The sequence below is a fragment of the Pseudoalteromonas sp. GW168-MNA-CIBAN-0100 genome, assembly GCF_040309225.1.
In the GTDB taxonomy this organism is placed as follows: domain Bacteria; phylum Pseudomonadota; class Gammaproteobacteria; order Enterobacterales; family Alteromonadaceae; genus Pseudoalteromonas; species Pseudoalteromonas arctica.
The window spans coordinates 77,488-90,515 of sequence record NZ_JBEOOL010000001.1 but is presented as its reverse complement, the minus strand read 5'-3'; the positions used below and the strand labels follow the sequence as shown (position 1 = coordinate 90,515).

The window sequence follows — 13,028 nt, the reverse complement described above, 5'->3', positions numbered from 1 at the left end:
GTTAAATATTATTCTTATAACTGTCAGCCCAATCGACTGACTGCTGGTAAAGTGGAGGAAGTATAGCACTGTCTATATTTAGCAAAAGTACAGCTTGTTCAAGTGCCCACCAGCTTCCTGTTTCGTATGCTTTAACAACGTTTAAAATATAATAAAGTGTGTTTTTATCCCCTAATAATGCCGTTTTTATTTCATCAGGGAAAGGTAGCTTTTCAACAAGCAAGCTCATTGGTTGATCAAGGATTGCATCCAGCAGTGAAAATAACCCAGTTAAAAATGCTTCGCCTGACTGGCTTTTATTAACCTTTTTTGCTAACAACTCACAAAAACGAGCACGTACAACACACACTTGCATTAGCTCTGCAGGCTTTTTACCCGCTGTATGAGCAGTAACAATAAGGCTCACAAACTTTTTAAGGCGTTCATGGCCTAAATACACAAGCGCTTGCTTTAATGACGATATTTGGCTTTGTATAGGAAAAACACCGCTGTTAATTAAACGCAGTAATTTATATGCAAGTGCAGTATCAAGCTCAAACAGTCCAGATATAGCTTTTATATCTGGACTGTTTTTCATTATTTCGGCGTAAATAGCGACGACTAAACCATAATTATAATCAATGTCATTTTGTTTGATCATGGTAGGTTTTGCAAAAAAATAGCCTTGAAAATAATCAAACCCCATATCAAAGGCGAGCTTATAGTCTTCTTGTGTTTCTATTTTTTCGGCTAGTATTTTTATTTGTTTATGTGTTTGTAACTTTTTAATTATGGGCTGTATTTCGCTAAGAGGTGTAATTGCAATATCAAATTTAATGAGCTTCACAAGCTTTAAAAAACGATCCCATTGTGGTTTATATACAAAGTCATCGAGTGCGAGTTTGTAGTTACTATGAAATAAACCTCGGCACAGTTCATAGTTATCGTCGGTAGGTTCAATGCTTTCGAGCAACTCAATAACAACATCTTGGCATGGTAAAAAAGCACATAAATCGAGTTTTAATGATTCAGGCCCTATATTAATAAGTGCCTTTTTGCCTGATGTAATATGACGTGTACCTAAATTTAATTGATTTTCCATAATAAGCCTTGCTGTTGCTTGGCCTTCTGCAATATCTGGAAAATAATTTTTAGGACTATCACGAAAAAGTAGCTCATAGGCTACTACTTTTTTACTTCGATTGAATATTGCTTGCCTTGCAACAAATACAGACACATTACCTACTTCTTAGTTTTTATATAATACTAAGTAATTAAACCCTAAGCAGGCACAATTGTCACTAAACTTTAAAGTACAGTAACGATTTACCGGTATAAGGTTGTTATATAATCAGCTGCCACTTGCGGCCACGAAAAACGCATTTGCTCTGCGCTGTGCTTAATTTTATGCCACTTTTTAGGATTCTGCTTTTTAATTAAGAGAGTTTCGTCTAAACAGCTAATTAAATTACTTGTTTGCGTTGCTAACGTGTCGCCATTAAAGCTAAAACCATTTTCATGATGTTTTACCGTGTCTTTTAATCCGCCAACACTGTGTACTAAACATGGTTGCCCGGCACGCATTGCCAACATTTGGCTAATACCACAAGGTTCAAACGAGCTTGGCATTAAAAATAAGTCACCTAGCTGATACATTAAATCGCCAACACCTTGACCATAACCCTTCAAAAATAAAAGATTAGAATTACGCGCCATTGCTTTGGTAAATATGCTTTCGAGTTCTTTGTCACCCGAACCTAAAACAATGAGTCTGCCGTTATATTCATTAATAACTTGGCACACTTTATCAATAGCTAAAGCCTCATTAACCTGCTGGCACAATAACAACACTTTTTGCTCTGTAAGTCGGCCAACGCTTGTAACTAATGGGCCATTATTAACCGTTGCTTTAAATTGCTGTAGTCGTTGGTGGGCAATATAGTAACCGCTTTGTAACTGCTCGCTATTTGCCATCCAAGTAAATAAAGTGTTCTCGGCTTGGCTATAAAAATCGGCGAGAGTTGCTCCTTCAAGTGCATTGCTTGGATATTCGCAGCCATTTAAAATACCGACAAGCTTACCCTGGCTTGCTGCATTTTGCAGATCTTGCTCAAGCCCTTCGCCACCAAAAAAACCATGCTCGTAATTACTAGGTTCAAGAACCTCTTGGCTGTAGGTTGGTGATACAACATGTATTTTATCGCAAAGATTTATTGCACTGCGCATAGGATTAAAGCAATAAGGGTAACGCGGGTCGCATAGTTGCTGGCCATTATAACTAAGTGACGGAAACCATGCCTCTAAGCTTGAGTCGTCGTGTTTAAAAGGTCTTATACCTTGCAGTGCAATATTATGTACCGTGTAGGCAATGGGTAAGGTATTAAGTGAGCTATAACGTGGCTCAAACTTAAGTAAAACTGCAACGCAGGCGCTGTGCCAATCATGTAAATGTAGCGCTGTAGGGCGCTTTAATACACCTTGTAATAATGCTTCGCAGACAGCTGCATTAAATAAAGCAAATTTTGTCGCATCAGTTGCAAAAGGCCTCCCCGGTGCATCGTTACAATATACACTACCTGATTCACTAAATAGCGGGTGGCTAATAACAATTTGGCTTACATTATTTTCGGCTTGTTGTACTTTAAAAACTTTTAATACATGGGGTTGAGCATTAAATGCAACGGTTACTTCACCTATATAAATACGCTCAAGCGGCTCAAACCCGTAGTCAGGAATAACAACGTCAACAGCTATACCTTGTTTTGCGAGTGCCCTTGGGGCATCGCGTACTACATCTGCCACACCACCTACTTTTGCGCCTGGTAACGCGTCATTCTCTGCTGCAACCATTAATACATGCATTAATTTACTACTTCCTTTAACCTGTGTGGGCTTGCTCATAAATGAGCAAGCTTTGTTGTCGTGCTTAATATTTAACGTGTTTTACGCTAGCTTTTTATTCTCACGCGCTTGGCGCTCTAACTTTTTTGCAAGCTCAGTGAGCATATCACGAGTAACAAGAACGATGCCTTTCTTAGATACCCTAAAGCCGTTTTCTTCATCTGTTTTTTTGTCAAAACCGATTTCGAGACCTGCAGGTATTTCACAGCTTCTATCTATAATCGCACGCTTAATTTTACAACCTCGATTTATAACCGCACCGGGTAAAATTACCGACTGCTCAATAGTACAAAATGAGCGAACGTGGACATTAGAAAACAAGAGTGACTTTCTAACCGCAGAGCCCGAAATAATACACCCACCCGACACGGTTGAGTCCAAGGCCATACCGCGCCTATCTTCGTCATCAAAAATAAACTTAGCAGGTGGTAGTTGCTCTTGATATGTCCATATTGGCCACGTTGGGTCATATAAATCGAGTTGTGGCTCAGGCATTACCAATTCCATATTAGCCTCCCAGAACGAATCTAGGGTACCTACATCGCGCCAATAAGGTTGCCCTTCTTGGTTTGGATCTCTAAATGGGAAGGCAAATACATTATGCTCTTCTATAATCGCTGGAATAATATCGTGACCAAAATCTCGGCCAGAACCTTCATTCTCAGAATCTTTTTTAAGTTGCTCAAACAAAAATTCAGTATTAAAAATGTAGTTTCCCATTGATGCTAAGCATGTACCTGGCTTGCCAGGTACGGAGCTAGGCATTGCTGGTTTTTCATCAAAACGACACACTCTGTTTTCTTCATCAACGGTCATTACACCAAATGTGTCTGCAGCTTCTTCAACAGGCACTTCAATACAACATACCGTCATATCTGCGCCCTTTTGCACATGTTCAGCCAATAGAGCGCCATAGTCCATGCGGTACACGTGATCTCCAGACAAAATCATCACATATTTAGGCAGTTCGTGGCGAATAATATCTATGTTTTGAAAAACAGCATCTGCGGTGCCACAGTACCAATCATCACCTTGGCGCTGAGATGCAGGTAGTATTTCAACCGACTCTCCTAGCTCTTTTTTAAAGTGCCCCCACGCGCGGTTTACATGACGTATTAATGAATGTGATTTATATTGTGTAGCAATACCAACACGTCTCACACCCGAGTTAATACAGTTTGATAGTGGAAAATCGATAATTCGATGTTTACCACCAAAGTAAACTGCTGGCTTTGCTCGCCAATCGGTTAGCTCATGCAGGCGAGAACCGCGTCCGCCTGCCAGTATTAACGCGTAAGTTTCTCTGGTTAGGCTACTTATGTAGCGATTTGCATAATTGGGCATAATACTCTCTCCATTTAGTCTAGGCTGTTAGTGGCATGGCTTTTAGTTGTCGTTAAGTCTGTTTCACTAATATTGAGGGGTTCTAAATGCCAAATGTCTTCACTGTATTGGCTTATGGTTCTATCACTTGAAAACATGCCACTGGCTGCCGTATTTAAAATACTCATTTGTGTCCAGTAGGTTTGATCTGCGTAAGCTTTATCAACTTCTTTTTGAGCTGCTACATAACTTTCAAAATCGTGCGCAACAAGCCATGGATCGTGTGGGCTTTTAATTGCATTTGTTATATCGTCAAATAAGCACGGTTCAAACAAGTTAAAATGGCCGCTTTCGAGCAGTTGCATTACATTATTTAAATCGCTATTTTGCGCGATTAAATGCTCAGGATTGTAACGTGACTTAATATCATCAATTTGATGAGCTTGTGCCCCAAACAAAAAGAAGTTGTCTGCACCAACTGCATCTCTAATTTCAATGTTTGCGCCATCCAGCGTGCCTATCGTCAATGCACCATTCATCATAAACTTCATGTTGCCAGTACCAGACGCTTCTTTGCCTGCGGTAGATACTTGCTCTGACAAATCGGTTGCAGGACAAATAACTTCCATAGCGGTTACGTTGTAATTAGGTAAAAAGGCGACGCGTAAATACGGGGCTGCTAACGGGTCTTTATTTATAACTTCTGCCACGTTATTAATAAGCTTAATAATTTTTTTAGCCATGTAATAACCCGGTGCTGCTTTACCACCTAATAAAACACAGCGAGGAACAAGCCCTTGGGTATCACCACGGCGAATACGGTCATATAAATGAATAACATGAAGTATGTTTAATAGCTGACGTTTGTATTCGTGGATACGTTTTACTTGTACGTCAAACATCATCGATACGTCAAAATCAACATCGCAGCGCGCCTTAACTAAATCAACTAAACGCTGTTTGTTTTCGCGTTTAGCATTTTGCCATTGCCCATGAAATGCTTTGTCATCGTAAAAACGACGTAGGTCGCTAATTGTTGAAAAGTTTTTAACCCAGTCATGACCAATTTTTTCGCTGATTAATTTACTTAAAACGGGATTACAATGCGCAAGCCAACGTCTTGGTGTAACACCATTTGTTTTGTTATTAAACTTATCTGGCCAAAGCGCGTAAAACTCTTTAAATAAACCCGCTTTTAACAGTTCGGTATGCAGTGCTGCTACGCCATTTACAGAGTAACTCCCTACAATGGCTAAGTAAGCCATACGAATTTGCGGCTCATCGCCCTCTTCAATCAACGACAATGCACGCTGTTTATTAACATCACCCGGCCATTGCTGTGCAACTTGTACTAAAAAGCGTGCGTTTATCTCGTAAACTATTTCTAAAATGCGTGGTAATAATTTTGAAAACAACGAAACAGACCACTTTTCAAGCGCTTCAGGAAGTAGCGTATGGTTTGTGTAGGCCATTGTTTTAGTAGTGATTTGCCAAGCATCGTTCCAATCAAGTTCGTAATCATCAATTAAAATACGCATCAGCTCTGCAACAGCAATACTTGGGTGCGTATCGTTTAACTGAAAAACATGAAAATCAGCAAAGTCGCTAAAGCTCTCGCCATGTTGGGAAACCCACTGATCAACTACGTCTTGAATACTCGCAGATGATAAAAAGTATTGTTGGCGCAATCTAAGCTCTTTACCATTTTCGCTACTGTCGTTTGGATATAGCACCATGGTAATTTGTTCAGCTAGGTTTTTTTGAGCGACGGCTTCTGAGTAACTGCCTGCATTAAATTCGGTCAAATTAAATTCATCTGTCGCTTCTGATTTCCATAAGCGTAGCGTATTTACAATATTGTTTTTATAACCTGGGACAGGGACATCGTAAGGGACAGCTAATACATCTTGTGAACTCATCCATTGACGATGCTCTCGGCCAAATTTATCCGTGTAACTTTGCACGTAGCCGCCAAATTTCACACGTTTTGCATGTTCTGGCGCGCTTAGCTCCCATGGGTGCCCTTCGCGCAGCCAGTTATCTGGTTGCTCAATTTGGTTACCATCTTTAATTGATTGGTTAAACATGCCGTATTCGTAACGAAGGCCATAACCAATGACAGGTAACGCTAGACTTGCACAGCTATCTAAAAAACAAGCAGCTAGGCGGCCTAAACCACCGTTACCTAGGCCTGCGTCGTGCTCGGCATCTTCAAGCGTTTCTACTGTTGTGCAGTATTCTTGTAATGCAGCAGCAACTTGGTCGTCTAAATCTAGGTTTAGTATTGCATTACCCAGCGCACGTCCCATTAAAAATTCAAGAGAAAGGTAAGCCGTTTTGCGGCGTTTCTCTTGCTTAATTTGTTGGTTCGTTTCTCTGCAGCGGGCAACAAGTCTGTCGCGAATAGTCAGCGCTAAAGCATGGTATAAATACAGTCTTGATTCGCCGACCTTATCGCGACCTAGGGTATAATAAAAATGCCGTGTTAAGTCATCTTTAAGCGTACTTTCATCTATAACAGGACCTTCTTGCCAGCCCTTTACTACACACACTTGTTCACTTTGTTTAGCCATGACTTACATCCTCTAAATTAGCACTAAAAACCCAACTACTTTGTGCTGAAATTTCAACCATCGCATCTTCATTACTACTCACAGATGCATTATTTACACTTGATAAAACCATTTGCCACGGCGCATTAATAGGCGAAGGCGGCATTTGGCAAAAAACTGTTTTTTTACTGGCATTAAATACCATCAGTAATGCATGATTGTTTTGCTTATCAAGTAAGCTATACATTAAAAACTGTCTGGTATCTTCATGCCAATGAGCGTCGGTCATGGTTTTACCTTGTTCAGTAAACCACTTAACGGTAAAACGCTCGTCTATATCATCTAAAAATACACTGTGTTTGAACGCACTGTGCCCGCGTCTAATTTTTAAAGCATCGTCAATAAATCGTGTTAGCGAATGATTAAGCTGAGAATCTTTCCAGGCAAGCCAGCTAGTGCGATTATTTTGGCAATAAGCATTGTTATTACCCCCTTGAGAGTGCGCCATTTCGCTGCCAGCGGCAATCATGGGAACACCTTTTGAGAGTATCAAAGTAAGTAAAAAGTTCTTTTGTTGTTGCAAACGCAGTGCGTTTATTTTTGAGTCACTGGTAAAGCCTTCTACTCCACAGTTGAACGAGTGATTTGCACTGTGCCCATCTCTGTTTTGCTCACCATTAGCTTCGTTATGTTTTTCTTCATAACTCACTAAATCGGCAAGCGTGAAACCATCATGACTCGTTATAAAGTTAATGCTATTAAGCGGTCCACGTTGGCTGTGCTCAAAAATATCAAACGATCCATGCAAACGTTTTGCAACGTTGGCAATTATGCCCGTTTCACTTTGCCAAAAACGTCTAATTACATCGCGGTATTGATCGTTCCATTCTCGCCATGGCGGCGGAAATGCCCCAAGCTGATAGCCACCAGGACCTATATCCCAAGGCTCACTTATTAGCTTAACCTTATTAAGCACAGGGTCTTGGGCTACTGCTTGTAAAAAAGTATGCGCAGAGCTAAAGCCTGCTTTTGAGCGCCCTAAAATGGTCGCTAAATCAAACCTAAAACCATCAACCCCCATTACCTCAACCCAATAACGAAGGCTATCAAGTACAAGTTGCAGTGTTTTAGGGTGATCAATATTTATGGTATTTCCACAGCCGGTATCGTTTATGTATACATTAGGCTGACCCTCCACTGTGCGGTAATACGCTAAGTTATCAAAGCCTCTTAGCGATAATATAGGGCCATCGGCCCCAGCCTCTGCTGTATGGTTATAAACAACATCTAAAATAACTTCTATGTCGGCAGCATGAAGCTCGCGCACCATTTGCTTAAACTCGTTTATATCGTCGTTTACTAAATAGTCTCTATGGGGGGTAAAAAAGTTAAGCGTGTTATAACCCCAATAGTTTTGCAGCCCTTTTCCTGTTAAAAATTGCTCACTAATAAAAGAATGAACAGGTAAAAGCTCAACTGCTGTAATGCCAAAGCTTTGTAAATGCTCAATAAAGCTTGGGTGGCTTAACCCTAAAAACTTTCCTTGTAGAGATTTAGGTATTTTAGGATGACGACACGTTGTGCCTTTAACATGGCACTCGTAAATAACCGTGTTTGACCAACGGTGGTTTGGCTTTTTATGCGCATACAACGTAGGGGGTGCTACTTTTGACTTAGGTATATCAATCGCATTATTTACGGTGCTTTTAGTGCCAATTGGCATTTGCCCATAATGGCGTTCGCTCCATGTAAACTCACCAAACAAGTCTTTTGCGTATGGGTCTATCAGTAGTTTATTTTCGTTAAATAGTTGGCCATTTTTAGGGTTATATTCACCCTCAACTCTAAAGCCATAAAGTGCGCCGGCGCTTAATGGCGAAATATGAATACTCCAAATACCCCCTTCGTTAATATTCATCGCCATTTTTAGAATTTCTGAATGGCCACTTTTATCAAACAAACACACATAGGCTTGGCTTGCACCTGGCGCATAAAGCGCGAAGTTAACCCCATTATTAATAACACTAGAACCTAGCGGTTCTACATTACCGGGGGCTACATCAAATTGGTTACTCATCATCAACCTTTTGTAAGTAAATAGTTGTTAAGCCACCAAAGGCAATTGAAATACTGTGTTTAAACCCATGATTTGATTCATTTATAGCGTGAACTATCTGCGATGAATCTTTAGTTACCTCAACGCCAGAGCCAAAAAACTGAGTATCGTCTGTATTTAAAACAACTTTATAACGCCCTTTACTCGGTACGCCAATAACGTAGTTTTCATAGGACGCGGGGGTAAAATTAGCAATAACAACCACAAAGTCTTTTGCGTTTTTAGCATAGCGAACAAAGCTTAAAATACTCTGCTGATTATTATTGTTATCTATCCAGGTAAAACCAGCCGCGCTCGAATCTAGCTCATACAACGCGGGTTGGTTTTTATAAACGGTATTGAGCGCTTTTACGGTGTGCTTTATACCGTTATGGCTTTGGTGCTCAAGTAAATGCCAATCGATAGAATGATCGTGTCCCCACTCTTTTCGCTGTGCAATTTCACCGCCCATAAACAAGAGTTTTTTACCCGGATGTGCCCACATAAATGCGTAGTAAGCGCGTAAATTAGCAAATTTCTGCCAATCATCGCCTGGCATTTTTTCAATTAACGATCCTTTACCGTGGACTACTTCATCGTGGCTTAATGGCAATATATAGTTTTCACTAAAAGCGTATACCATCGAAAAAGTCATTTCATGATGATGATGCTGACGATAAAGAGGGTCGTGCTGCATGTAATGCAAACTATCGTTCATCCAACCCATATTCCACTTATATCCAAAGCCTAAACCGTTGTGCTCAACACTTTGCGTGACGCCCGGCCACGCTGTTGACTCCTCAGCCACCATCATAATGCCTGAGTTGTTTTTATAGCTGCGCATATTGACTTGCTTTAGGCACTCAATTGCACCTAAGTTTTCGCGCCCGCCATAACAATTAGCAACCCACTCGCCTTCTTTTCGGCTGTAATCTAAATACAACATAGAGGCTACGGCATCTACACGCAGACCATCTAAACCAAATTGATGTAACCAATACATAGCATTTGAAATCAAAAAGCTTTTAACTTCAGGGCGGTCGTAGTTATAAATGTAGGTATTCCAATCAGGATGAAAACCTTGGCGCTTATCGGCATGCTCATATAAATGAGTGCCATCAAATCGGTGCAAACCATGCGGATCACTAGGAAAATGCCCTGGTACCCAATCAAGTAAAATACCCAAATTCGCTTTATGGCACTGCTCTACAAAGTATTTAAAGCTGTTGTAGTCGCCAAAACGGCTAGTAGGTGCAAATAAACCAACAGGCTGATACCCCCACGAACCATCAAACGGGTATTCACTTATTGGCATAAGTTGTAAGTGAGTAAAATTCATTTCAAGGGCGTAGCTAACGAGTTTGTCAGCAAGCTCTGTGTAACTTAAATAACGGTTGTTTTCAGCGCGTTGCCATGAGCCTAAATGCACTTCATAAATACTAATTGGCGCATCAATATGATTGCGTTTTTGCCTGTTTTGAAGTGCCTTTTCGCCAAGCTTTATAGGTTCTGGTTTATACTGCAGAACACTTGCAGTACCCGGTGCTTGTTGCATTTTAAAGGCATAGGGGTCGGCTTTTTCGAGTACTTCTCCACTTTGCGCGGTAATTGCAAATTTGTAGCACATGTCGGCTTTAAGGCCTGGTACGAATAACTCCCATACACCACTTGCAGGATGAAAACGCATAAAGTGGCGATTAGCTTGCCAAAAATTAAACTCACCAATAATAGAAATACTTGCTGCGTTGGGTGCCCATACACAAAAGCGCACACCCTCTACGTTTTGTTGAGTACTAAAATGTGCACCAAAATGAGAGTAAGCATGTTCAAGGCTGCCTTCGTTAAATAAATACATTGCCTCTGCATCAAGTGTGCTTTCAAAGCTATATTCATCATAAAAGGTAGTGCTGCTATTTGTGTACTTAGCAATGCATTGATAAGGCGCGGTGGGTAGAGCATCAACTTTAGCTATAAATAAGTCACTTTGTTGGTAGCGCTGCGCCTCAATGCTTTTATTATTTAATGTAACACTTACGTTTATTGCACAAGGTAAGTAAAGACGGATTTCAACCTCAGCATCTGTTTTATGTGCCCCTAAAAAGCTAAATGGGTCTTTAAATCGTCCTGTATTTAATGCATGCACTTGTGCATCGTAACTATTTTCATTAGTTGTACTGCTCATTTAACCTTTCCTTATTGAATCGATAGCAGCTAAAAGTGAGGCATTTTTGGTAAAAATTTCTTCACTGGTATGCGTTAATACACGTCGCCAATTAGGATATTCTTTGTCTGTCCCGGGGATATTAACCGGATACTTCTGCTCATCTAAATCATCTATTTGTATTGCAAATAAACGCGATTGAGAACCCGCCAAACATAATGCTAGTGCGTTATATACTTCGACTGAATTACTATGTAATAGAAGCTCGGTTGTATTGGTATGGCGATTAATAAATCGTAGTATCCTATGCTTCTCTTCTATTCGTTGTTGCTTTAATTGCTCGTATTCATTGCAAGTAATAAGCTTGTATCGTTGCTTAATATTTAAATCAGCATGCTGCCACCAACCTGTAAAAGGCGGTACATCATGATTGGCTATCATTAACAAACACTGTGTTGCTAGCTCATCTGTCGATAAAAACTCACCACTGTGTTGTTTTTCAAAATAAAATAAGCTGTTAGAAAAAATACCGCTAGATGCCAAAGCCTGCCTTACCTCTGGCGGCACAACGCCTAAATCTTCTCCAATAACAATACTCTGATTAATATGTGATTCAATTTTTAAAATGGCGAGTAAGTTCTCAAACGGGTAGTAAACATAACAGCCATCTTGTTCACCATTGCTTTCAAAGCACCACCATAGGCGCCTAATAGCCATTACGTGGTCAATTCTAAGTCCACCTACATTTTGCATGTTTGCGCGAATGAGCGAGCGATAGAATTGGTAGTGATTATTACTAAGACTTTGAGGATTTAGTGCTGGAAGCCCCCAGTTTTGGCCAGCTTCGGCCCATGGATCTGGTGGAGCACCTACACTTGCACCTTGGCTAAACAGTGGCTTTTGATTTTTAAACTCGGCCCCATCACCCGCACAACCAACAGCTAAATCATTTATTAAGCCAATAGCCATACCTCGCTCTGCACAACTTTGTTGACACAGTGCCAATTGCGTATGCGCTTGCCACTGCAGGTAATAATCAAATGTTAAGTTATCTGATTCGAGGGTATTTAACGTAGTTGAATGAGTATTACAAAAATCAGTAAACGCTTGGCGACGCTCATCACTTGCCGTTAATTCAAACTGATTATAAAGCGCTTCAAATAACGCATACTTTATACGGCTTACATTTTCATAATCTATAAATTGATCATTACTTTTTATAAGTGTAATTACATCGTCTCGTTGCATGAGGTCATGTAGAACTGCGTTATTTTGTGCGTCTTCGCTTAATACTATAGAAATATAAAGAGGGTTTAATAAAGCCCGACTACTAGGGCTATAAGGGCTTGCACGCTCTGGCATATCAGCAAATAACAAATGCAGTGGATTAAGTAATATGTAATCCATATTTTGCGAGCTACATAATTTTGTAAGCGTTAGTAAATCGTCAAAATCGCCAATACCTAAATGCGCTTTATTTTTTAATGTGTAAAGCTGAATAGATAATCCAGTGCGCTTTGTGTCTTCAACTTGATAGACTTGCTCAGGCACGCACCAAATTTGTGTAATAGCGTGTTGCTCACCTACCTGAACATTAGCGTCATGATAGCCAATTGGCATAGTTTCTATGGGTAGTGCTAGCTCAATATAGCGAACGCCATGTAAGTAATATTCACCTGTAACTACCAAATTATAAAGGTTCTCAACCGCTATATTCATCCCAAGAGAAGGGACATTAATGTTGGCGGCTAAATACTGCTGACGTTCGTCTATACGAAGCTTTAAAGCGCATTTTTTTTGGTCAACCAAACTCACACTGGGTACTAAATCCAGCCAAAGCGATGCATCTAAATCATAAGTTAGTTGAGTTATTTCGGCTTCGTTATTTGTATCAACACCGCAACATTGCAAAGCACGTTTACGCGTGTCTTCGCTAAAAAACACCTGTTCACCTGTATACTTAGTGAATTCAAAGCCAATACCATGCAGGTAAAACAACTGCGAAAGAGCATCCATT

The 13,028-nt window shown here is 40.3% G+C and carries 7 protein-coding genes; all 7 read right to left on the bottom strand.

The window, feature by feature from the left end; all coding sequences use genetic code 11:
• Position 1: 1 nt before the first annotated feature.
• Positions 2–1,216: an EAL and HDOD domain-containing protein gene (locus AAEY62_RS00425; RefSeq protein ID WP_024591774.1), complete on the bottom strand. Its 1,215-nt coding sequence runs from the start codon at positions 1,214–1,216 to the stop codon at positions 2–4.
• An 89-nt stretch (positions 1,217–1,305) separates the two neighbouring features.
• Complete coding sequence (locus AAEY62_RS00420) at positions 1,306–2,841, bottom strand: glycogen synthase (protein WP_350634445.1); 1,536 nt, start codon at positions 2,839–2,841, stop codon at positions 1,306–1,308.
• Between the two features lie 81 nt (positions 2,842–2,922).
• A complete protein-coding gene (glgC, locus tag AAEY62_RS00415) occupies positions 2,923–4,224 on the bottom strand; it encodes a glucose-1-phosphate adenylyltransferase (RefSeq protein ID WP_002958601.1) in 1,302 nt (433 codons plus the stop codon).
• A 14-nt stretch (positions 4,225–4,238) separates the two neighbouring features.
• A complete protein-coding gene (locus tag AAEY62_RS00410) occupies positions 4,239–6,776 on the bottom strand; it encodes a glycogen/starch/alpha-glucan phosphorylase (RefSeq protein ID WP_024591772.1) in 2,538 nt (845 codons plus the stop codon).
• The gene (gene glgX, locus AAEY62_RS00405; protein ID WP_024591771.1) at positions 6,769–8,832 is read right to left on the bottom strand and encodes a glycogen debranching protein GlgX; all 2,064 of its coding nucleotides are present in this window, start codon (positions 8,830–8,832) and stop codon (positions 6,769–6,771) included. The genes AAEY62_RS00410 and glgX overlap by 8 nt, the downstream gene beginning before the upstream one ends.
• On the bottom strand, positions 8,825–11,032 hold the full coding sequence (gene glgB, locus AAEY62_RS00400) for a 1,4-alpha-glucan branching protein GlgB (protein ID WP_024591770.1): 2,208 nt from the start codon (positions 11,030–11,032) through the stop codon (positions 8,825–8,827). Before glgB ends, glgX begins: the two co-directional genes overlap by 8 nt.
• The gene (gene malQ / locus AAEY62_RS00395) at positions 11,033–13,027 is read right to left on the bottom strand and encodes a 4-alpha-glucanotransferase (protein ID WP_024591769.1); all 1,995 of its coding nucleotides are present in this window, start codon (positions 13,025–13,027) and stop codon (positions 11,033–11,035) included.
• Between the last annotated feature and the right edge of the window lies 1 nt (position 13,028).

Bases quoted from the DNA above. Each gene is read 5' to 3' on its own strand.
- AAEY62_RS00420 (WP_350634445.1), bottom strand. From the start codon at position 2,841: ATGCATGTATTAATGGTTGCAGCAGAGAATGACGCGTTACCAGGCGCA.
- malQ (WP_024591769.1), bottom strand. From the start codon at position 13,027: ATGGATGCTCTTTCGCAGTTGTTTTACCTGCATGGTATTGGCTTTGAA.
- AAEY62_RS00410 (WP_024591772.1), bottom strand. From the start codon at position 6,776: ATGGCTAAACAAAGTGAACAAGTGTGTGTAGTAAAGGGCTGGCAAGAA.
- glgB (WP_024591770.1), bottom strand. From the start codon at position 11,032: ATGAGCAGTACAACTAATGAAAATAGTTACGATGCACAAGTGCATGCA.
- glgC (WP_002958601.1), bottom strand. From the start codon at position 4,224: ATGCCCAATTATGCAAATCGCTACATAAGTAGCCTAACCAGAGAAACT.
- glgX (WP_024591771.1), bottom strand. From the start codon at position 8,832: ATGAGTAACCAATTTGATGTAGCCCCCGGTAATGTAGAACCGCTAGGT.